Annotated in this window: 19 protein-coding genes; 12 read left to right on the forward strand and 7 right to left on the reverse strand. The window is 67.8% G+C overall.

Annotation, left to right across the window (positions count from 1 at the left end; all coding sequences use genetic code 11):
* Window positions 1-2: 2 nt before the first annotated feature.
* The 11 genes from IQ782_RS24935 (at window position 3) to IQ782_RS24985 (ending at window position 10,416) form a co-directional block, all read left to right on the forward strand.
* Complete coding sequence (locus tag IQ782_RS24935; RefSeq protein WP_194137382.1) at window positions 3-980, forward strand: TRAP transporter substrate-binding protein; 978 nt, start codon at window positions 3-5, stop codon at window positions 978-980.
* A gap of 71 nt (window positions 981-1,051) precedes the next feature.
* Window positions 1,052-1,576, forward strand: coding sequence for a TRAP transporter small permease subunit (locus tag IQ782_RS24940; protein ID WP_194137383.1), 525 nt, complete (start codon window positions 1,052-1,054; stop codon window positions 1,574-1,576).
* 23 nt (window positions 1,577-1,599) lie between these two features.
* On the forward strand, window positions 1,600-2,910 hold the full coding sequence (locus tag IQ782_RS24945; protein WP_194137384.1) for a TRAP transporter large permease: 1,311 nt from the start codon (window positions 1,600-1,602) through the stop codon (window positions 2,908-2,910).
* A 4-nt stretch (window positions 2,911-2,914) separates the two neighbouring features.
* Window positions 2,915-3,397, forward strand: coding sequence for a GAF domain-containing protein (locus IQ782_RS24950; RefSeq protein WP_194137385.1), 483 nt, complete (start codon window positions 2,915-2,917; stop codon window positions 3,395-3,397).
* 20 nt (window positions 3,398-3,417) lie between these two features.
* A complete protein-coding gene (locus IQ782_RS24955; RefSeq protein ID WP_194137386.1) occupies window positions 3,418-4,653 on the forward strand; it encodes a metal-dependent hydrolase family protein in 1,236 nt (411 codons plus the stop codon).
* 66 nt (window positions 4,654-4,719) lie between these two features.
* Window positions 4,720-5,838 (forward strand): C4-dicarboxylate TRAP transporter substrate-binding protein, encoded by a 1,119-nt coding sequence (locus tag IQ782_RS24960; RefSeq protein WP_194137387.1) that lies wholly within the window; start codon window positions 4,720-4,722, stop codon window positions 5,836-5,838.
* Window positions 5,839-5,910: 72 nt separating this feature from the next.
* A complete protein-coding gene (locus IQ782_RS24965) occupies window positions 5,911-6,396 on the forward strand; it encodes a TRAP transporter small permease subunit (protein WP_194137388.1) in 486 nt (161 codons plus the stop codon).
* 21 nt (window positions 6,397-6,417) lie between these two features.
* Entirely contained in the window at window positions 6,418-7,725 is a 1,308-nt protein-coding gene (locus tag IQ782_RS24970; RefSeq protein WP_194137389.1) for a TRAP transporter large permease, read from the forward strand.
* A 15-nt stretch (window positions 7,726-7,740) separates the two neighbouring features.
* Window positions 7,741-8,448: an SDR family NAD(P)-dependent oxidoreductase gene (locus IQ782_RS24975; RefSeq protein ID WP_194137390.1), complete on the forward strand. Its 708-nt coding sequence runs from the start codon at window positions 7,741-7,743 to the stop codon at window positions 8,446-8,448.
* 847 nt (window positions 8,449-9,295) lie between these two features.
* The gene (locus tag IQ782_RS24980; protein WP_194137391.1) at window positions 9,296-9,784 is read left to right on the forward strand and encodes a peptidase associated/transthyretin-like domain-containing protein; all 489 of its coding nucleotides are present in this window, start codon (window positions 9,296-9,298) and stop codon (window positions 9,782-9,784) included.
* On the forward strand, window positions 9,781-10,416 hold the full coding sequence (locus IQ782_RS24985) for a ferric reductase-like transmembrane domain-containing protein (RefSeq protein ID WP_194137392.1): 636 nt from the start codon (window positions 9,781-9,783) through the stop codon (window positions 10,414-10,416). Before IQ782_RS24980 ends, IQ782_RS24985 begins: the two co-directional genes overlap by 4 nt.
* A 615-nt stretch (window positions 10,417-11,031) precedes the next feature.
* Here IQ782_RS24985 and nadC read toward each other — a convergent pair.
* Genes nadC through nadA form a run of 3 tightly spaced genes read right to left on the reverse strand, consistent with a single transcriptional unit; the run spans window position 11,032 to window position 14,499 of the window.
* A complete protein-coding gene (gene nadC / locus IQ782_RS24990) occupies window positions 11,032-11,880 on the reverse strand; it encodes a carboxylating nicotinate-nucleotide diphosphorylase (protein ID WP_194137393.1) in 849 nt (282 codons plus the stop codon).
* On the reverse strand, window positions 11,880-13,442 hold the full coding sequence (locus IQ782_RS24995) for an L-aspartate oxidase (protein WP_194137394.1): 1,563 nt from the start codon (window positions 13,440-13,442) through the stop codon (window positions 11,880-11,882). The genes nadC and IQ782_RS24995 overlap by 1 nt, the downstream gene beginning before the upstream one ends.
* A 4-nt stretch (window positions 13,443-13,446) precedes the next feature.
* Window positions 13,447-14,499 carry a quinolinate synthase NadA gene (nadA, locus tag IQ782_RS25000; RefSeq protein WP_194137395.1) on the reverse strand — a complete coding sequence of 351 codons (1,053 nt, stop codon included), beginning with the start codon at window positions 14,497-14,499 and terminating at the stop codon, window positions 13,447-13,449.
* Window positions 14,500-14,902: 403 nt separating this feature from the next.
* On the opposite strand from nadA, the gene IQ782_RS25005 reads away from it, so the two are divergent.
* Window positions 14,903-15,373, forward strand: coding sequence for a hypothetical protein (locus IQ782_RS25005; protein WP_194137396.1), 471 nt, complete (start codon window positions 14,903-14,905; stop codon window positions 15,371-15,373).
* Window positions 15,374-15,414: 41 nt separating this feature from the next.
* On the opposite strand, the gene IQ782_RS25010 is transcribed toward IQ782_RS25005, so the two are convergent.
* From IQ782_RS25010 to IQ782_RS25025, 4 genes are read right to left on the reverse strand one after another with little or no spacing between them, the layout of a single operon-like run.
* The gene (locus IQ782_RS25010; RefSeq protein WP_194137397.1) at window positions 15,415-17,295 is read right to left on the reverse strand and encodes a bifunctional sugar phosphate isomerase/epimerase/4-hydroxyphenylpyruvate dioxygenase family protein; all 1,881 of its coding nucleotides are present in this window, start codon (window positions 17,293-17,295) and stop codon (window positions 15,415-15,417) included.
* The gene (locus IQ782_RS25015) at window positions 17,292-18,143 is read right to left on the reverse strand and encodes a shikimate dehydrogenase family protein (RefSeq protein WP_194137398.1); all 852 of its coding nucleotides are present in this window, start codon (window positions 18,141-18,143) and stop codon (window positions 17,292-17,294) included. The genes IQ782_RS25010 and IQ782_RS25015 overlap by 4 nt, the downstream gene beginning before the upstream one ends.
* Window positions 18,140-19,660 carry a tripartite tricarboxylate transporter permease gene (locus IQ782_RS25020; RefSeq protein WP_194137399.1) on the reverse strand — a complete coding sequence of 507 codons (1,521 nt, stop codon included), beginning with the start codon at window positions 19,658-19,660 and terminating at the stop codon, window positions 18,140-18,142. Before IQ782_RS25020 ends, IQ782_RS25015 begins: the two co-directional genes overlap by 4 nt.
* Complete coding sequence (locus IQ782_RS25025; protein WP_194137400.1) at window positions 19,660-20,223, reverse strand: tripartite tricarboxylate transporter TctB family protein; 564 nt, start codon at window positions 20,221-20,223, stop codon at window positions 19,660-19,662. Before IQ782_RS25025 ends, IQ782_RS25020 begins: the two co-directional genes overlap by 1 nt.
* Window positions 20,224-20,258: the final 35 nt, after the last annotated feature.

Raw genomic sequence — 20,258 nt, forward strand, 5'->3', positions numbered from 1 at the left:
ACATGACCATCAGAACGCTTCTTGGAACCGTCGCGGGCCTTGGCCTCGCCGCCGCGCCGGCGCTGGCCACCACCTGGGACCTCTCCAGCGAATACCCAGCGGGCTCGCTGCAGGGCCAGACCGCCGACTTCTTCGCAAAGGCCGTTGCCGAGAAGACCGGCGGCGAGGTCGAAGTGACCGTCCACCACGGCGCAGCACTCGGCTACAAGAGCGTCGACCATTTCGATGCGGTGGGCGATGGCGCGCTGCAGGCAGCCTCCTCGGCCTTCGTGTTCTGGACCGGCATCGACCCGATCTTCCAGCTCTCGTCGCTGCCCTTCCTCGCGCCGACATCGGCCGACGTGCATGACCTCTACGAGCTGGCAAAGCCCGAGTACGAGAAGGTGCTCGAGGACAACAACCAGATGCTGCTGCTGGCAACGCCCTGGCCGTCGTCCGGCCTCTGGTGCAACAAGGCCTTCACCTCGCTCGCCGACCTCGAGGGCGTGAAGGTGCGGACCTATGACGTCGCCTCGACCGAGACCATCAAGAACGCCGGTGCCTTCCCGATCCAGATCTCCTGGGCCGACGTGCCCGCGCAGCTCTCGACCAACGCCATCGACGCCGTGCTGACCTCGCCGAACGGCGGCGTCGGCGTGCAGATGTGGGAACTGCAATCGGACTTCACCAACGTCAACTACGCCTCGTCGCTGCAGGCGATCCACCTCAACCTCGATGCCTGGGACGACCTGAGCGAAGAGCAGCAGGCCGCCGTGAAGGAAGCCGCCGCCGAGGCCGAGGACTTCGGCTGGGGCCTGCTGACGGAAGCCACTGCCAAGGACTTCGACACGATGCGCGAGAACGGCATGACGGTGACCGAGGAGATCCCCGCCGAGTTCTCGCAGGCGCTGACCGACGCGGCGCAGCCCTTCATCGACCAGTGGATCGCGGACACCGGCGAGCGCGCGCAGACCATCATGGGCGCCTACGAGTCCCGCTGATTTCTCCCCGACTGGCGCGGGTGGCTCCTGTTGCCGCCCGCGCATTTCTTTCGCTTTCCCCGGAGCTTCGCATGACCCGCTTCTATTCAGGCGTTTTCGCCCTGTCGCGACTGGCCGCCGTGATCGCCGCATGCGCGCTGATCTACATGGTGGGCCACATCGCCTATGAGATCATCCTGCGCAGCTTCTTCGCCACCTCGACCTTCGTGCTGGACGAATTCGTCGGCTACGCGATCAGCGTCTGCGTGATCTGGTCGCTGGGCTACGTGCTGGAACAGGGCGACCTGATCCGCGTGAGGCTGGTGCTCGACCGCCTGCCGGAGCGGGCGCAGCAGCTGATGACCGCCGGGGCCGCGCTGGTGGCCTGCGCGCTTTCAGCGGGGCTGGCCTGGATGTTCTGGATCCGCGTCGCGCGGGCCTGGTCGCGGGGCACCGTGTCCTCGTCGGTCGCCGCGGTGCCGACCTGGATTCCCGAGGGCGCGCTCATGCTGGGGCTCGGGCTCTTTGCGCTGGCCGCGCTGTCGCACGGGCTGCGCCACCTCACCGGGCACCCGTCGCCCGCCCCCCGCACGCCGCTGGCGACCCCGGTCGAATAAGCCGCCCCATACGGAGAGATCACATGGACACGCTCCTGACCGCGGCCGCGACGCTGGCCTTCCTTCTGCTGTTCCTTGGCCTTGGGGTCTGGGTCTTCATCTCGCTGGCGCTGGTCGCCACCTCGGCGCTGTTCTTCCTGCACGGGATGGACCTGTCGCGGATCGGCTCGATCGCCGCGGGCATCATCTACCGCTATTCCACCAGCTGGGAGCTCTCGGCCATCCCGATGTTCATCTGGATGGGAGAGATCATCTTCCGCACCGACATCTCGACCCGGCTGTTCCGCGGCCTGTCGCCCTTCGTCGACTACATCCCCGGCCGCCTGCTGCACACCAACGTGCTCGGCTGCACGCTCTTCGCCGCGGTCTCGGGCTCGTCGCCCGCCACCACCGCCACGGTGGGCCGCATCACCACGCGAGAACTGGGCCAGCGCGGCTATGACGACCGGCTGTCGCTGGGCTCGCTGGCGGGCGCGGGCAGCCTCGGGCTGCTGATCCCGCCGTCGATCGTGATGATCGTCTACGGCATCCTCGCCGAGCAGTCGATCTCGCGCCTCTTTGCCGCCGGTGTTCTGCCGGGGCTGATGATCACCGCGCTCTACTCAGGCTACATCATGCTGCGGGCGAAGTTGGACCCCGGCCTGGTGCCGGCCACGCGCGAGCGCCGCAGCGCGATGGACTTCCTGCGCGCGCTCTGGGATCTCGCGCCGCTGGTGGTGCTGATGACCATCGTGCTCGGCTCGATCTACACCGGCATCGCCACCCCTTCCGAGGCCGCCGCCGTGGGCGTCATCGCCGCCATCGCCATCGCCGCCGTGACCCGCCAGCTGTCGCTCACGCTGCTGCGCGACACGCTGATGGGCGCGCTGCGCACCTCGACCATGGTCTGCTCGATCCTGATCACCGCCGCCTTCATGTCGACCGCCATCGGCTACCTGCACATCCCGGCGGACGTGGCGGACGGCATCGCGTCGCTCGACCTGCCGCCCTGGGGACTACTGGTGGTGCTCTCGCTCTTCTACCTCGGGCTCGGCTTCTTCCTCGACGGCACCTCGATCGTGGTGATGAGCCTGCCGATCTCGCTGCCGCTTGCGCTGCAGGCGGGCTTCGACCCGATCTGGTTCGGCGTCTACCTCGTGCTGATGGTCGAGATGGCGCAGGTGACCCCGCCGGTCGGCTTCAACCTCTTCGTGCTTCAGGGCATCTCGGGGCGCTCGATCAGCTACGTCGCCCGCGCCGCGCTGCCCTTCTTCGTGCTGATGCTGGTGGGGGTCGCGCTGCTGGCGGTCTTCCCCGGCATCGCGCTCTGGCTCCCGAACTTCTTCTACGGATAAGACAATGACCTCCCCCGCTACCCGCGCGCTCGATCTCGCGCCCCTGCTGCGCGCGCAGGCGCAGCTGAACCAGCCCCACACGCTCTTCCGCGCTGTCGAGGAGACCTGCCGCGTTCGCTTCGGCTTCCGCTTCCTGACCGTGCTGCGGAACCTGCCGGGCACCGGCAACGTCATGCGGATGCACAGCTCGGAGAAGGACTACCCGACCGGCGCGCTGAAGCCGATGGGGCTGACCGAATGGGGCAAGGTCGTGCTCGACGGCGGGCAAAGCTGGCTGGGCAATTCCGCCGAGGATGTCCGCTGGGCCTTTCCCGACGCCGAGCTGATCCTGTCGAAGGGCTGCGAGGCCTGCGCCTGCGCCCCGGTGCTCTGGGCCGGGCGCTGCGTCGGCGTGCTGTCGCTGAACGACGCGCGCGACGCCTACAGCCCCGACGACATGGCGGACATGACCCTCGTCGCGCAGACCCTCGCGCCGGCGCTGATCTGACACCCGAAAGGATGACCAAGATGACCTCCCTGCTGATCAAGAACGCCCGCATCGTCGACGGCACCGCGCTAGAACCCACCGACCCGATGCAGATCGCCATCGAAGACGGCCGCATCCGCGAGGTCGGCGCCTGCGTCGGCTTCACCGCCGGGGAAGAGCTGGACCTCGACGGGTTGACCGTGATGCCCGGCCTCATCGACTGTCACGTGCACACCATCGCCTCGACCGCGAACCTCGGGCTCAATGCCTCGCTCCCCTCCTCGCTGGTGGCGGCGCGGGCCTCGACGCTGATGAAGAACATGATCCTGCGCGGCTTCACCACCGTGCGCGACCTCGGCGGCGCCGATCGAGGGCTGCAACAGGCGGTGGAAGAAGGTCACTTCACCGCCCCTCGGCTGGTGATCTGCGGCAAGGCGCTGAGCCAGACCGGCGGCCACACCGACTACCGCGGCCCCTATGACAACCGCGACGTCAGCTGGTACGCGCAGGCGCTCGGCACGCTGGGGCGGATCTGCGACGGCAAACCCGAGCTTCTGCGCGCCGCGCGCGAAGAGCTGAAGGGGGGCGCGCAGTTCCTCAAGGTGATGGCGGACGGCGGCGTCTCCTCGCCCTCGGACCCGATCGGCTACCTCGTCTACTCGGTCGACGAACTGACCGCGCTGGTCGAGGTCGCCAATGGCTTTGGAACCTACGTCGCTGCGCACCTCTATGCCGACGAGGCCATCGTGCGGGCACTCGACTGCGGCATCACCTGCATCGAGCACGGCAACCTGATCGGTGACGAGACCATCAAGCGCGTCGCCCGCGAGGGGGCCTTCGTCGTGCCGACCAACATCACCTACGACCTGCTGGCCCGCAAGGGCGCCGAGTTCGGTCTGCCGCCGGAGTCGGTGGCCAAGGTCGCCGACGTGCGCGAGGCGGGCCTCGAGCGCGTGGTGAAGCTGCACGAGGCGGGCGTGACCATGGGATACGGCTCGGACCTGCTGGGCGGCATGCAGACCGAGCAGTCGGGCGAATTCCCGCTGCGCGGCCGCTACATCCCCGCCGACGCGGTGATCCGCTCGGCCACCGTCGACGCGGCCAAGGTGCTGCGCATGGAAGGCGAGGTCGGCGTCATCGCTCCCGGTGCCCATGCCGACATCATCGCGGTCGAGGGCAACCCGCTGCAGAACCTCGACCTGCTGACCGGGCAGGGCGCCCACATGCCGCTCATCATGCAGGGCGGCCGCGCGATCAAGAAGGCGGCAAGCCTCTAATCCCCTGCAAAGACTTCCCCAAGCGCGGGCGGCCCGAGCCGCCCGCCGACCAACTCGGAGAGAGACATGAAGAAGTTCCTGACCACCACGCTGCTCGCCGGCGTGCTCGCAAGCCCTGCCCTGGCGACGGATTTCATCGCCAACACCTTCTACGACGCGCAGCATCCGCTGGCCAAATACGGCTACACCGAATGGGCCGAGATCGTGAAAGACCTGTCCGGCGGCGAGCTTGCCCCGCAGGTCTTCACCGGCACCGTGCTGCTGGCCCCGCGCGCCTCGATGCAGGGCATCCGCGACAACGTCGTGCAGGTCGGCCACCACGCCGCCATCTACACGCCCTCGGATCTGCCGGTGGCCAACGCGGTGCAGGAGCTTGGCTTCAACTACTCCGACCCGCTCGTCGCGATCTTCGCCGTGACCGATTTCTCGATGCACAACGCCGCGCAGCTGGCCGAGTGGGACGATCAGGGCATCGTCTATCTCGGCGCCTATGCCACCCCGCCCTACATCCTGATGTGCGCCGAGCCGGTGCGCACCCTCGCCGAGCTGAAGGGCAAGCGCATCCGTACCGCGGGCTCGGCCGTCTCGGCCTGGGTCGAGGCTGCCGGGGGCATTCCGGTGAACGTGCCCTCGTCCGAGATGTACACCGGGATCGAGCGCGGCACGCTCGACTGCGCGACCAACGCGGCCAATGACCTCGTGGACCGTTCGCTTCTGGAAGTGGCCGAGCACACGACCCTGCTGCCCACCGGCATGTACTGGTCGGGGCCGAACTGGGGATTCAACCCCGGCTTCTGGTCCGGCCTGACCGCCGATCAGCGCAGCGTGTTCATGCAGGCCTCGGCCCGCTCCATGGCGCGGATGATCATCAACTACACCGCGCAGGCAGAGGCGGCACTCGAGACCGCCAAGGACAAGGGCGGCAACGTCTACCAGCCCGAGGCCGACCTGCTCGCCTCGGTCGAGGACTTCCGCGCCGAGACGCTGGCAGGCGTCTACGACGAGGCAACGGAAACCTACGGGCTAACCAACGCCAAAACGGTGATCGACGAGTTCCGCGCCACGATGGACAAGTGGGCCGCGCTTCTGGCCGAGGTCGACACCTCGGACGAGGATGCGCTGACCGCGCTTGCCATGTCCGAGATCTACGGCGACGTCGATCCGGCGACTTACGGCGTCAAGTAACTCCCCCGCATCCGACCTGCCAGGGGCCCCTTGTCGGGCCCCTGTTTCCGCACGCCCCAAGGAGGTGCCTCGATGCACGCCCTGATCCGCTGGACCAACCGCGCCGTCATGGCGCTCGCCTGCGCCTTCATGTTGCTGATGATGGCCCATATCACCGCCGACGTGGCGCTGCGGTACTTCTTCGACGGCCGGCTGATCGGCACGCTCGAGATCGTCTCCTACTACTACATGGTGGTGATCGTCTTCCTGTCGCTCGGCTACGTCGAATTGCGCGGCGAGCACATCCGGGTCGATCTCTTCGCCAAGATGCTGCCGCAGGGCGTGCAGCTTGCGCTCTACGTGCTGGCCTGCGGGCTGGGGCTGGTCTTCTTCGGGATGCTGTTCTGGCAATCCGCGCAGGACGCGATCGGCGCGACCTCCCGCGCCGAAGAGGCGATGAGCAACTTCACCTTCTACATCTGGCCCGCCCGCTGGGCGCTGCCACTGGGCTTCGCCGGCATCTGGCTGGCGGTGCTGTCGAACCTGCTGAAATCCGTGACGCTGCGGCGCGCGCTGTAACCGCCGAGAGGACCTGAACCCATGAGCAATCTCGATATCGGTATCCTCGGCACCGTCATCGCCCTCGTGCTGATCGCGCTGCGCGTGCCGATCGGCCTGGCGCTCGGCCTGGTGTCGATCGTCGGCATCTCGCAGATGTTCAACATGAACGTCGCCTGGGGAATGATCTCGGCCACGCCCTTCGACTACGTCGGACAATGGGAGCTTTCAGCCGCCCCGATGTTCCTGCTGATGGGCTTCCTGTGTTCCTCGACCGACATGACACGCGGGCTCTTCCTGTCGCTGCGGCTCTATCTCGCGCGGCTGCCGGGCGGGCTTGCGATCACCTCGGTCGGGGCCTGCGCCTTCTTCGCCGCGGCCTCGGGCTCTTCGGTCGCCACCGCCTCGGCCATGTCGCGCATGGCGGTGCCCGAGATGCTGAAACAGGGCTACGACAAGGGACTCGCCACCGGCACCATCGCCGCTTCGGGCACCCTCGGCTCGCTGATCCCGCCCTCTGTCCTGCTGATCCTCTACGGCGTCTACGCGCAGGTCTCGGTCGGCCAGCTCTTCATGGCGGGGTTCATCCCCGGCATCCTCTCGGCGCTGATCTACATGGCGATGATCGTCACCCGCGTGAAGCTGAACCCCTCTCTGGCCGGGGAAACCCCGCCGCCGCCGACCGAGGCGGAACGCCGCGAGGCGCTGCGCGACGTCTGGCCGCTGCCGACGCTGATCCTGCTCGTGCTGGGCGGCATCTTCTCGGGCGCCTTCTCGCCCACCGAGGCGGGCGCGCTCGGCGCCTTCTTCGCGGCAGTGATCGGAGCGGTGCGCGGCAAGCTCACCCGCGCCGCGGTGATCGAGGCGGTGACGCAGGCGGTGGTCTCCACCGGGTCGATCTTCATCATCCTGATCGGCTCGCTGTTCTTCACCCGCTTCCTCGCGCTCTCGGGCCTGCCGACAGCCTTCTCCAACGCGATCCTCTCGGTCAGCAGCGAGGTCTGGTGGATCCTCTTCGCGGTGACGGTGATCTACCTGGTTCTCGGGATGCTGATCGACTCCATCGGCCTGCTGCTGCTGACGCTGCCGATCCTCGTGCCGCTGGTGCAAACCACCGGGATCGACGCGATCTGGTTCGGCATCATCATTGTCAAGCTGCTGGAGATCGGCCTTGTCACGCCGCCGATCGGGCTCAATGTCTACATGATCAACGGCGCGCTCAACAACGCGGTGACCCTGCCCGAGATCTTCCGCGGCATCTGGTGGTTCCTGCTGATGGACCTCGCGACGCTGCTGATCCTGATCCTGTTCCCGGCGCTGACGCTCTGGCTGCCATCGCTGGCCTACTGACCGAAAGGACGACAGATGACCGACTGTCCCGTGATGCTGCTCAGCGGCGGAAGCCGCGGCATCGGTGCCGAAATCGCGCGCGCCGCTCAGGCGCGCGGCTGGCACGTGAGCCTTGGTCTGCGCGACCTCTCCGCAGTGCCGGAGGGCATGGTTCCCGAACGGCTCGACACCTTCGCCTATGACGCGACCGAGCGCGCCGCCGAAGCGCGTTGGGCCGAGGCCGTGATCGCCAGGCATGGCCGTATCGATGCCATCGTGGCGAGCGCCGGGCTCTTCACCTCGAGCAGCATCGTCGAGGCGTCGGAAGGTGAGGTCGATACCCTGCTGGAGGTCAATCTGCGCGCACCGCGCCGGCTTGCGATGGCGGGCTGGGAAGCGCTCAAGGCGGGCGGTCGCGGTCGCGTTGTCATTCTCGGCTCGCTTTCGGGCAAGCGCGTCGCCTCGGCCGGATCGGGTCTCTATTCGGTCAGCAAGTTCGCGGCAGTCGGACTTGCCCATGCGCTCCGCTACGAGGGCTGGGACCACGGCATCCGCGCCACCGCGGTCTGTCCGGGGCTGGTGGCGACCGAAATGGGCGAAACCGCTTCGGCCGGCAGCCGCCCCGCGGAGCAGATGACCCAGCCCGAGGAGGTCGCGCATCTGGTGATGGAAGCGATTGGCCTGTCGAACACGGCTTCAGTCCCCGAGATCCATATCAATTGCCGTACCGACGGGATCTTCTGAACGGGCCTTTGGGCCGGCAATACGGCCGCGCGATACATCGCGTATCGATCAGGACGAGGCTTCGACTGAGCGAGGATGCGTTGTGAAGCCACTGCGGCGCGCTCTGCGGCTTAGTCACGATGCTCCGGTAATTCGGTCTTTCGCCCCCCCGCGCTTGACCGGCTGGCGCGGCGTCTGCGCGGAGCGCATACCGCACGGCCCGACCTCCCTCCAGATGTGCCGGGATGCGGGCGAGAAGACCCACAACCGGCCGACCGGCCCGGAGCGGCACGATGACCGATACGACATTGCCACAAGACAAGGCGAAACCGCGGGCGCGCCCGTGGCCCAGCCTCGCCGGGGCGACTGAGGCCTACCGGGGCCCGGAAGGCCGTCGCCGAGGCGGTGGTCGGGGGGATCTCGGACCTTACCTTCCGGTTCGCCATCCACCTGATCCGGACCGGGGTAATGCGTGTGGTGGCGAGGCCGCCGGTTTCGCGGTTTTCCGGCCAAAGCCCGGCGTGACACACGTGCCTGGCGCTGCGACGCTCGCGGGGGGCTTGCTCGGACTCGCGGACATCCCGTGAAGCGGCCCTCCGGCACGCAGCCAGCGGTGGCGCGATCACATGGCCGCTGCGAGCCCTTCATTGCCGTACGCACGCCCTGTGCAGAACCACGCGCGAGGGCCGGACGTCTGCGGCGTGTGTCGACAGGGAGTGGCATGTCTCGGTCCGCCATTCCACGCCGCGAGACACGACCTCTGGGTTGGTCACAAGACCGTGCGGCGGGACCCAAAAAACGAGGTCTCGACCCGAAATTGCGGTACACTCCTGCGTGGCCACGCGCTCTGTCGAAGGGAGGCTCACCAATGTCGCAAGTTCCAATGGTACGCCGAAGGTTTGTGGCAGCGGGGGCTGCGGCCCTGTTGGCCGCTGGTCCCGGCCTGACATCGCCTGCCCGCGTACAGGGTCTCGCTCCGACCAAATCCATGCGCGGCGGTGCGAACAATTACCTGCCGGGTGCTCCCGTAGTGGACCGGATCGGCGGCGGCGGCTTCACGATGTCCGGAACCGTACGCCGCGCGGGTGACGGCACGCCCCTGAAGGGTATTCGGATCCAGATCTGGGCGCACACCGTCGAGGGACGCGAGAGCGAGGTCCGAAGCCACGGCGCGACCCTGACCAACGCGGACGGCATATTCCAGCTCGATATGCCGCAAATTGTACCGATCTTCGGACAACCGCATGGGCACCTCGCCTATGACAGCGGCGGCTTCAGGACAGTCTTTCTCCGCCCGGTCATGGCCAGTGCGCGTGACACGAGTCTTTCGGCACATTTCGTGCTGGAACCCGCGTGACACTGGCAGTCGTCTGCCGCGCAATCCTCGGCTGGGCCGCGATCATCGCCGTCATCGCAACGGCGCTGTTCGTCGCTGCTGGGAGCTCGTACCTGCAGTATCGAACCCCGGTCTATGTTGCGGCAGGCTTCGCGGGCGTGGTTGCGCTGTGCCTGCTGCTGGTGCAGCCCTTGCTCGCCACCGGGATGCTGCCCGGATTGCCGTTGCGGGCTGGGCGACGGGTCCATCGGTGGACCGGCGTGGCCCTGGTGCTGGCCGTGGCCATGCATGTCGCCGGCCTTGGGATCGCGAGTCCGCCCGACATGCTGGATGCCTTGACCTTCACCGCGCCGACCCTGTTCTCGGTCTTTGGTGTCGTGGCGATGTGGGCTCTGGTCGCAGCGGCGCTCCTGGCGGGCGTCAGAAAAAGACGTTCCCTGCGTCCGCAGGCGTGGCGGCTTGCGCATTGCACGGCGGCCGCCGTCGTCGTGGTCGGCAGCGTGGCACACGCGATGCTGATCGAAGGGACGATGGGGAGCGTGTCGAAGACCTTGCTGTGCGCGCTTGTGATTGGCTCATCGGCGCTGACCGCAGCGCGTCTCAGGCCCTGGGCCGGAGCGTGGCGAGCCTGGCCGGGACAGGCGAGGAAATAGCCGATCGGCTTCGCGGGCGGGAGCTTCGACAGCCGGCCTTTTTCGGTAAGGCCCGACCCTCTGCTCCAGCGACGCCACGCTAAATCGACAGGCTGGGCCATTGACCGCCGGCTCCGGACCGGAAGCATCGGAAATACGGCAACAAAGCACCTTCCAGCCCGTACAGCTTTCTCCACCGCTGCGCGTCTCCGCGTGGTGTGGCGACGGGCCCTTGCCGCGATGGGCCGCCGCTTGAGCAAGCTCCCGGGCCACGCGTCATCGCCCGTGAAGAACCTGCGAGCGCCGGGCGAGGTCCAGCAGCAAGCGCATCTTCATGCCTGTCCCGCTCGGGTCGGCTCTTGAAATTGCGGTCAACCGCGGGCCTTGTCGGTGAAGCTGCGCAACAGCACTTGGAAGGCGCAAGCGTGACTTTTCGCGCGCTGCCGAAGCCCGACTGACGTCCCAGACGCACTGCTTCGGGCCACGTCGAGATCGGGGCTCTCCGTGCAAGGACCAGCCCGGAACGAACCGATGCACAGGTGGTGCCAGCGCGCACATCAGCGAATGGTCACCGGCGTGGCTGCCCCCCTGCCCTGGTCTCTGCGAAACGCGGGCCGAAAGACACCCTCTCGTCGCTCAGAAATCGAGGCCCAGATCGAGTGTCCGCGCCGAATGGGTCAGCGCCCCGGCCGAGATGTAGTCGACCCCGGTCGCGGCGACCTCGGCGATGCGCTCCAGCTTCATGTTGCCCGAGGCCTCGAGCACCAACCGACCGGCATTCACAGTGACTGCCTCGCGCAGCGTGCCGGTATCCATGTTGTCGAGCAGCACCACATCCGCCCCGCCCTCGTCCAGAACCTCGACAAGCTGGTCCAGCGTATCGACCTCTATCTCGACCCGCACCATGTGCGAGGCCTGCCCCTTGATCGCCTGCAGCACCGGCCGGATGCCCCCGGCCGCGGCGATGTGGTTGTCCTTCACCAGGATCGCATCCGACAGCGAAAAGCGGTGGTTGAAGCCGCCGCCGTGCAGCACTGCCTGTTTCTCGACGAGGCGCAGCCCCGGCGTGGTCTTGCGGGTGCAGGTGATGCGCACCTTGGTGCCCTGCGTCTGCGCCACGAAACCGGCGGTGATCGTGGCGATGCCCGAGAGCCGCCCGGCGAAGTTCAGCGCCACGCGCTCGGCGGTGAGGATCGAGGCGGCCTCGCCCTCGATCTCCATCAGCACGTCGCCGGGGGCGATGGGGCTGCCGTCGGGCTTGTGAAGGGTCAGCTCCAGCGCCGGGTCGACCATGTGAAACGCCATGCGGGCGATCTGCATGCCCGAGACCACCCCCGCCTCGCGCGCACGCAGCTGCGCGCGGTAGCGGGTGCCCGCCGGGATCACCGTGCGGGTGGTCAGGTCGCCGTAGGTGCCGAGGTCCTCCATCAGCGCAGCGCGCACCAGCGGGTCGAGGATCATGTCGGGCAGCGGAGGCAGGGACATCAGGCGGGTTCCTTCTGGAGCGTGTCGCGGAGGGCCATGGCCTCCGTAAGGGTGATGCGGCTGCGGCTGCCGGTCTCGGGCGCGTCTTCGCCGGCATCCGAGCGGAAATGCGCGCCGCGGCTCTCGCGGCGGGTGAGCGCGGCGGCGGCGATCAGCGTCGCGGTGGCGGTCATGTTGCGCAGCGGTGTGCAGCCCGGCTGCGCGGCCTCGATCACGGCAATCTCGCGCAGGCAGGCGGCGAGGCCCTCTGCCGTGCGGATCACCCCGGCGCCGGCGGTCATGGCATCGCGCAGGCGGTCCACGAGCTGCGGGTCGGGCGCCTCGGCAGGGCCGGTCTGCGGCAGGGCGAGCGGCGGTGCGTCCCGGAGCTCGCCAAGTTCCCCGGCGATGTCCGACGCGCAGCGGCGGGCGTAGACCAGCGCCTCCAAGAGCCCGTTCGAGGCCAGCCGGTTCGCGCCGTGCAGTCCGGTCGAGGCGCATTCGCCGCAGGCCCAGAGCCCGGCGAGCGAGGCGCGCCCGGCGGCATCGGTCGCGATCCCGCCCATATGGTAATGTGCAGCGGCGGCGACGGGGATGGGCTGGGTGACCGGGTCGATCCCCGCGCGGATACTGGCGGCGGCGACGCCCGGGAAGTCCTCGCGGATCCGGGGGCCGAGCGCGTCGCGGGTGTCGAGCATCGGGCGCAGGCCGGACCGGCTCTGCGCGTAGACGGCGCGGGCGACCACGTCGCGCGGGGCAAGTTCGAGGTCGGGGTGCTGGCCTTCCATGAAGCGCTGGCCCAGCCGGTTGACCAGCACCGCCCCCTCGCCGCGCAGCGCCTCGGTTGCGAGCGGCGCGGGATCGAGGCCGATGTCCATGGCGGTGGGGTGGAACTGCACGAACTCCATGTCGGCCATCACCGCCCCGGCCCGCGCGGCCAGCCCTGCGACCTGCCCGCGGATGCGCGCGGGGTTGGTGGTCAGCGCGTAGAGCCCGCCCGAGCCGCCGCCTGCCAGCAGCACAGCCGGGGTGGTCACCGCCACGGGCGCGCCGCCGTCGGAGGGCGCCAGCTCGACACCTGTGACCCGGCCTTCGGCGCTGCGCAGCCCGGTGGCCAGCCAGCCCTCGAGCACCTGCACCGAGGCTGCCTGCCGCACCTGCGCCACCAACGCGCGCATGATCTCGGCGCCGGCCTGATCGCCGCGCACCCGCACCACGCGGGCAAAGCCATGCGCCGCCTCGCGCGAGAGCAGGTAGCCCCCCGCCGCGTCGCGGTCGAAGGGGGCGCCGAGATCGGTCAGGTTCAGGATGTGGTCCCGCGCCTCGCGCGTGACGGAATGCGCCACCTCGGGATCGACGATCCCGGCGCCGGCACGCAGCGTGTCGGCGGCATGGGCCTCGGGGCTGTCGGGCCGGGCCATGGCGGCGGCGACGCCGCCCTGCGCCCAGGCCGAGCTTGCGCCGGTGCCCAGCGGGTCGGGCGAGACCAGCAGCACCGGGCGCGGTGCCAGTGCCAGCGCCGCGTAGAGCGCGGCCAGACCCGCGCCGAGGATGACCACGCGGTCGGTCGCGACATCGGTCACCGGGTCAGGCCGCCGCGCGCTTCGACAGGTCGATCATCCGCTGCACCGCGCGGCGCGCCTCCTCGGCGACCGAGGCATCGACCTCGACCGCGCCCTCCATGCTGTGCAGCGACCAGAGCACCTTTTCCAGCGTGATCATCTTCATGTAGGGGCACATGTTGCAGGGGCCGACGAACTCGATCCCCGGCAGCGCGTCCGAGATGTTCGAAGCCATCGAGCATTCGGTGACCAGCATCGCCTTCTGCGGCTGCTCGCGGGTGACGTAGTCGATGATCCCGGCGGTCGACCCCGAGAAATCGGCCTCGGCCACCACGTCGGGCGGGCACTCGGGATGGGCGATGATCCGGGTGTCGGGCTGCCAGCTGCGGAAGTCGCGCAGCTCGGCGGCGGTGAAGCGCTCGTGCACGATGCAGGAGCCGTCGTACCAGACGATATTTTTCTGCGGCACCTGTTTGGCGACGTTCTGCGCCAGGTACTTGTCGGGCGTCATGATGACCGTCTCGGCATCCAGCGCAGCGACGATCTGCGCGGCATTCGACGAGGTGCAGCAGATGTCTGAGGCCGCCTTCACCGCGGCCGAGGTGTTCACGTAGGTGACCACCGGCGCGCCGGGATAGCGGCGGCGCATCTCGGCGATGCCCTCGGGGGTGATGCTTTCCGCGAGCGAGCAGCCGGCGTCCATGTCGGGCATCAGCACGGTCTTCTCGGGGCTGAGGATCTTCGAGGTCTCGGCCATGAAATGCACCCCGCATTGCACGATGACATCGGCCTTCACACGGGTTGCCTCGATGGCCAGTTGCAGGCTGTCACCGACCACGTCGGCGATGCCGTGGTAGATCTGCGCGGTCATGTAGTTGTGGGCAAGAATGACCGCGTTGCGCTCTTTCTTGAGCTTGTTGATCGCTTCGACATAGGGCGCGTGGATCGCCCAGTCGGCGGGGCTGACAACGCGGCTCATGCTGGCGTAGACATCCGCCAGACGCTCGGCGGCCTCCAGCGAAGGCGCAAGGTCGTAATGCTGGCCGAGCATTTCGGCGATCGTGGTCTCGTCGAGCATGAACCTGCTCCTCCCCAGAGTCTGCGTCGCGTCCCGATGTGTCGGTTGGTCGACACACGGGCAGTCGCGTCGCGAAATAGCCGCATGTTGACCCAGGGACAAGCCGGGGCGCGAAACTTCGCAGCCCCCGCGCCACCGAAACCGCTTTCGCGCGACCTTTGCAAGCAAGCGGGGCCGTCCGGCTTCGGGTCAGGCTACCTTGTGGGTGTGTCCCGTATCGAACGCGATGTGCGCCGCAGATGGCCAACGCGACAGGCGCTGGGTCACGCGAAGGCGGCGAACCCCCCCAGGTCTCTGCCGCATTTGAAGTCGCAACATTGCGCCGTAGGCGCCCTGCCGAGCAGGGCCCCCGTTCATGAGCCACATGCCCGCTCGGTGCCAGATAGACAGCTAAAGCCGAGGCATGACCGTTGGCCAGCTCGAGGCCTGCACCGTATTCGGCCTGCCCGCGCCCCGCCGCGATCATCGGATGCCCCGTCGGCTGGAAGGCGCATCGACGACCCAATGCTTCGCGCCGCTTGCTCACAGACACCTTGCATGGGTGGCCACCGACAGGGTGCTGGCCATGCGGGTTTTTTCCAACACCAGCCAAGGCGATGTTCCGGGGTACTGCGGGCTCCGCGCGGACCTTGGCCTCAGCCTCGGCCGAAAGGATGTTCTTGATGGGTCCGCGGAGGCGGCGGCTTTTGGACGAGCCGGCCCGCTCCGCCCGATGTATTTGGCAGCCCGGAAACTACGCCATGGGCCGCCGCGATGGATGCCCGCTGCCTTGAACGGGCGCGTGATCGCCTCGTCGTCGCTGCCGACCAATGCCTCGATGTCGGACCGGCTGCCGCGACCTCGAGCGGAAGTGTTTCGCAAGGCCGGTCAATGAAATGCGTATGAGGTTGGATGAGGCAGGACCCGGATCGCGCTTCAGTCCCGTGGCAATCCCTTCGGCGGGGCGAGCCGTTTCTGCGCCGCGATCCGGAATGGCGAGTTGGGCGCGCCGTAACCGGAGTAGCCGCCGGTCCGCTCGACGATCTCGAAAAACAGCCCGCCCGCCGCCGGGCGGCTGTAGAGCTGGCGGAACGTCCCGGTCTCGTCCTCGTCGTAGAGGATGTTGTGACGCTGCATCCGTGCCAGCTCTGCCGGCGCGATGTCGAAGCGGGCGGCGAGGTCGTGGTAGTAGTTGCCGGGAATAGGCAGCGCCTCGAACCCGGCCGCGGCGAAGGCGCGTGCGGTGGCGAACATGTCCTCGGTCGCGAAGGCGATATGCTGGACCGGCGCGCCGAAGCTCGACGCCAGGAAGGAGCCCGCCACGGTCCGGTGCGTCTCGGCGCCGTTGAGCGTGACCCGGAAGGCGCCGTCGGGGGCCGCCAGCGCCTGGCTGCGCACCAGCCCGTCGGGGTCGATCACATCGACCATGGGCGCCTTGGACATCCCCAGAAGCGAGCTGTAGAAGAGCGACCAGCTCAGCATCTCGTCGTAGGTCATTGTTTGCGCGATGTGGTCGACCGACACCAGCCCGGCGCCCCGAGGGCCGGAGCGGTCGACGCCGAATTCGTCGCGCCAGACAGAGGCATGGCGCTCATCTAGGAAATGCAGCAGGCCGCCGCCGAGGCCGCGGATTGCCGGGATGTCGAGCTGTCCCACAGCGGGTGACTGCGCGAAGCCGGTCGCGCCAAGCGCCGTGGCCCGCGCCAGGGTCTCGGCCGAGGAGGCGACGGAGATGCCGATGTCGCAGACCGAGGTGCCGTGCATGTTGAAGGCGGATCCCGCGAAGTCGCCCTCTTCTTCGTTCAGCACGATACGGATGTCGCCCTGCTGCCAGAGGGTGATCGCCTTGGCGAGATGGCGGCCGGTCTCGACGAAACCGAGCGCGGTGAGCTGGCTGCGCAACGTGTCACCCTCGGCACCGCGCGTCGCGAACTCGACGAAAGCCGTGCCCTCGAGCCGCTGCCGCGGCGGGATCACCGGCAGATCGGCCCGCACCTCGGGCTCCGCGCGCCGGACGTCGTCGAGCAGCGTCACCAGGGACCGATAGCCGTCACGCGCGATGGTGCGCGGGCTGCCACCGCGGAACTGGTCGTTGAAGATCTCGAGGCTGACCGGTCCGGTGTAGCCCGCCGCCAGCACCGCGCGCAGGAAGTCGGTGACCGGCAAATCGCCCTCACCCGGCATGTTGCGGAAGTGGCGCGACCAGTAGAGCAGGTCCATGTCGATCCGGGGCGCGTCGGCCATCTGCACGAAGAAGATGCGATCGCCGGGGATCTGCCGGATCGACGTGGGGTCGAGGTTCCGGCCAAGCGTGTGGAAACTGTCGAGGATGATCCCGAGGTTCGGGTGGTCGGCACGGCGCACGATCTCCCAGGCGTCACGGTGGTCGTTGACGAAACGACCCCAGGCCAATGCCTCGTAGCCGATCCGCAGCCCGCGGGCGGCCGCCCGCTCGCCGAGCGCACGCAGGTCCTCGGCCGCCCGCTCGATGCCGCCAAGCGCCTTGGGGTGGACCGAGGAACACACCAGCATCAGCTCGGCACCCAGTTCCTGCATCAGGTCGAACTTGCGCTCAGCGCGGTCGATGGCCTTGGCCCTCAGCGCGCCCGGCAGCCCCTCGAAGTCGCGGAAGGGCTGGAAGAGGTCGATGCTCAACCCCTGGTCGCGGATGCGCTTGCCGACATCCCGCGCGCTGCCGCTGTCGGTGATGAAGTCCTGCTCGAAGATCTCGATCCCGTCGAAACCTGCCGCCGAGATTGCCTCGAGCTTCTCGGAGAGCGTGCCCGAGATCGAGACCGTTGCGATGCAGGTTTTCATAGAGCTTCTCCGATTTCGAGGAGCGCAGAGCGCAGTGCCACCGCGTCCAACCCCAGGCCCGAGAAGAGCCGCCAGGCGTGGACCCCTTGGAAAAAGTAGAGCTCCCACCCCGAGATCACCTTCAGCCCTGCTGCCGCGGCATCTTGCAGAAACTGCGTGTCCGCCGGTGTGTAGACCGCATCGAAGGCCCAGGATGCGCCGTTCATTGCAGCGGGTGCCAGCGGCGTTCCCTCATGGCCGACCATGCCTACGGGGGTGCAATTGATCAGGCCGCTGCACCCCTCTGCCGCCTTGTCGGCACTGAGCCAGATGCTGATTTCCATGTCCGGTGCGACGGACTTCAGCGCCTCGGCCAGCGCCTCGGCCTTGGCGGGATCGCGGTCGACAAGGCGAAGGCTGCGCGTGCCTAGCCCCGCCAACCCGAAGGCCACCGCGCGGCCGACCCCGCCGGTGCCGATCATCAGCGCCGTGCCGGTGGCGGCTTCGCCGATCACGCGCCGATAGGCCGCCATGAAGCCGGAATAGTCGGTGTTGAAGCCCTTGGGGCGGGGCTCACCGAAGATCACCGTGTTGACCGCCCCGATGGCCCGCACAAGCGGATCATCCACCTCGACCCGCCTCGCGGCGCTCTCCTTGTAGGGATAGGTCACGTTGATCCCGCGATAGCCCTGCCGCGCGCAGCCATCGCAGATCTCGTCGAAGCCGAGGTCCATCTCCCTCGGGACCAGCCGGTCATAGGTCACTTCGACGCCGTTCTGCTGCCCGGCGAGGCGGTGCAGAAGGGGCGAGCGCGAGCGCGCGATATTGTCGCCGATGAGCCCGAGCTTGAGGCTCTTGAGTGTGGTCATTGCTGCACCCTTTCGGCGGGATCGCCAAACAGCTTGGCTTTCGCGCGGGCCCAGAGCGGCGTCTGCGACACGAAGATCAAGATCACCGCGATGAACAGCACCAGCGACAGAGGGCTGGTGAAGATGCCGTGGAAGAACCGACCGAGGTCCTCGCGCTCCGAGATTATGGCCCGGCGCCAGTTGTCGTCGAGCAGCCGCGACAGGATCACGCCGAGGATCACCGGCCCCAGCGGGTAGCCGTAGTGACGCATGAAGTAGCCAAAGAAGCCGAAGCCCAGCATCCAGTAGATATCGCTGATCGAGTTGTTCACCGCGTAGGCGCCGACGATTGACAGCAGCATGATGAGCGGGATGAGCACCCCGCGCGGCATCTCGACGATCCTGGTGAAGAGCTTGATCCCGGTCAGGCCGAAGAGCAGCATGAAGAAATTGGCCATCACCAGCGCGCCGACGATGAACCAGAACATGTCGGGTTGGTCGATCATCAGCATCGGGCCGGGATTCAGACCGTGGATGAACAGCGCGCCGATCATGATTGCGGTCACCGCGTCGCCGGGAATGCCCAGCGTCATCATCGGGATGAACGCCCCGCCGACGGCCGCATTGTTGGCGGTCTCCGGCGCAACCAGACCTTCCATCGCGCCCTGACCAAAGGGACGCTCGGGCTTTTTCGTCACCCGCTTCGCGTGGTCATAGGCCATGAGCGCCGCGATGTCGCCGCCGGTGCCCGGAAGCGCGCCGATGATCACCCCGATGGTCGAGGTCTGCAGCGACAGGGGCAGGTGTTTGCGGATGGTTCCGAAGGAGGGAACGATGCGGGTGATCTTCTGCCGCACCGCGGTCTTGTCCACGTGGTGCAGTTGCATGAGCGCCTCCGAGACGCCGAACATGCCGATCATCACCGCGATGAAGCTGATGCCGCTCTGCATGATGGTCAGATCGAAGGTGAAGCGTTCGGTGAAGGTCAGCGGGTCGCGCCCCACCGCACCGATGGCGATGCCGAGCGCGCCGGCGAAGATGCCCTTCACCAGGCTGCCCGACGAGAGCGACCCCACCAGCAGGATGCCGAGCACGGCCAGCAGCATGTAATCCCGCGGCTGGAATTTCAGCGCGAAATCCGACACCAGCGGCGCCGCGAGCGCCAGCACCGCGATGCCGATGAAGCCGCCGAAGAAGGACATGACCGTGGTCACGCCGATCGCCGTGCCCGCCTCGCCGCGCTGCGCCATGGGATAGCCGTCAAGCGCCGTGGCGATCGCCGAGGGCGCGCCGGGGATGTTGAGCAGGATCGCCGTCCGCGAGCCGCCGTAGACGCCGCCCATGAAGATACCGATCATCAGCGAGATCGCCGGGTAGACGTCCCAGGAGAACGTAAAGGAGATCAGGATCGAGACCGCCATGGTCACCGAGAGCCCCGGAATGGCGCCGACGTAGACGCCCGCGAAGGTGCCGAGCCCCACCAGCAGCAAAAGCTCGGGCTGGGTGAAGACGGTCAGGAAGGCAAGAAGCGTGTCCATCACTGGCCTCCCGCGAAGAGATTGCGGACGGCCTGGATCACCTCGGCCTCGGGCACGATGCCCGCAGGCATCAGCACCGTGAAGACGATGCGGAAGACGATCCAGACCAGCAGCAGGCTTCCGAGCGCGACGAAGGCGGTCCAGAGCCACCCGCGCCGGGCAAGCAGCTTGAGCGCGGCGATCAGGAAGAGCGCCGACGTCGGCAGGAAGCCAAGCGGCTTGAGCAGGAACCCGTAGGCCACGAGCATCAGCGCGATGATCAGCACGACGCCCGGAAGAATGTCCTTCGCCACGCTTTCGCCCGCCACGCGCGGCAGACGCAGGTCGCGCAGGAAGATGATGGCAGAGGTCACCACCATGACGGCGGTTGTCGCCATGGGCACGGTTCCGGGGGCGGAAAGCGCCTCGAAGCCCGAGATCCCGTAGGCATTCCACAGCAGCACGAGACTGCCGATCACCATCAGCGCGCCGAAGACCAGCTCGCCGGGGCGGCGCTGCCCCTCATACCCGCCCGGCGTAGCGTCGGACGTGCCGTCGTGGTGTTCCGTTTCAATTCGGGACATGGGACTCTCCTCCCTGGGGTCGTCTTGGACGTCGA

This window comes from Salipiger mangrovisoli (genome assembly GCF_015223355.1).
Classification (GTDB): domain Bacteria; phylum Pseudomonadota; class Alphaproteobacteria; order Rhodobacterales; family Rhodobacteraceae; genus Salipiger; species Salipiger mangrovisoli.

What these genes read in the sequence shown, in the direction of transcription:
- IQ782_RS24935 (WP_194137382.1), top strand. Translation starts at nt 3, where the DNA reads ATGACCATCAGAACGCTTCTTGGAACCGTCGCGGGCCTTGGCCTCGCC.
- IQ782_RS24940 (WP_194137383.1), top strand. Translation starts at nt 1,052, where the DNA reads ATGACCCGCTTCTATTCAGGCGTTTTCGCCCTGTCGCGACTGGCCGCC.
- IQ782_RS24945 (WP_194137384.1), top strand. Translation starts at nt 1,600, where the DNA reads ATGGACACGCTCCTGACCGCGGCCGCGACGCTGGCCTTCCTTCTGCTG.
- IQ782_RS24950 (WP_194137385.1), top strand. Translation starts at nt 2,915, where the DNA reads ATGACCTCCCCCGCTACCCGCGCGCTCGATCTCGCGCCCCTGCTGCGC.
- IQ782_RS24955 (WP_194137386.1), top strand. Translation starts at nt 3,418, where the DNA reads ATGACCTCCCTGCTGATCAAGAACGCCCGCATCGTCGACGGCACCGCG.
- IQ782_RS24960 (WP_194137387.1), top strand. Translation starts at nt 4,720, where the DNA reads ATGAAGAAGTTCCTGACCACCACGCTGCTCGCCGGCGTGCTCGCAAGC.
- IQ782_RS24965 (WP_194137388.1), top strand. Translation starts at nt 5,911, where the DNA reads ATGCACGCCCTGATCCGCTGGACCAACCGCGCCGTCATGGCGCTCGCC.
- IQ782_RS24970 (WP_194137389.1), top strand. Translation starts at nt 6,418, where the DNA reads ATGAGCAATCTCGATATCGGTATCCTCGGCACCGTCATCGCCCTCGTG.
- IQ782_RS24975 (WP_194137390.1), top strand. Translation starts at nt 7,741, where the DNA reads ATGACCGACTGTCCCGTGATGCTGCTCAGCGGCGGAAGCCGCGGCATC.
- IQ782_RS24980 (WP_194137391.1), top strand. Translation starts at nt 9,296, where the DNA reads ATGTCGCAAGTTCCAATGGTACGCCGAAGGTTTGTGGCAGCGGGGGCT.
- nadC (WP_194137393.1), bottom strand. Translation starts at nt 11,880, where the DNA reads ATGTCCCTGCCTCCGCTGCCCGACATGATCCTCGACCCGCTGGTGCGC.
- nadA (WP_194137395.1), bottom strand. Translation starts at nt 14,499, where the DNA reads ATGCTCGACGAGACCACGATCGCCGAAATGCTCGGCCAGCATTACGAC.
- IQ782_RS25005 (WP_194137396.1), top strand. Translation starts at nt 14,903, where the DNA reads ATGACCGTTGGCCAGCTCGAGGCCTGCACCGTATTCGGCCTGCCCGCG.
- IQ782_RS25010 (WP_194137397.1), bottom strand. Translation starts at nt 17,295, where the DNA reads ATGAAAACCTGCATCGCAACGGTCTCGATCTCGGGCACGCTCTCCGAG.
- IQ782_RS25015 (WP_194137398.1), bottom strand. Translation starts at nt 18,143, where the DNA reads ATGACCACACTCAAGAGCCTCAAGCTCGGGCTCATCGGCGACAATATC.
- IQ782_RS25020 (WP_194137399.1), bottom strand. Translation starts at nt 19,660, where the DNA reads ATGGACACGCTTCTTGCCTTCCTGACCGTCTTCACCCAGCCCGAGCTT.
- IQ782_RS25025 (WP_194137400.1), bottom strand. Translation starts at nt 20,223, where the DNA reads ATGTCCCGAATTGAAACGGAACACCACGACGGCACGTCCGACGCTACG.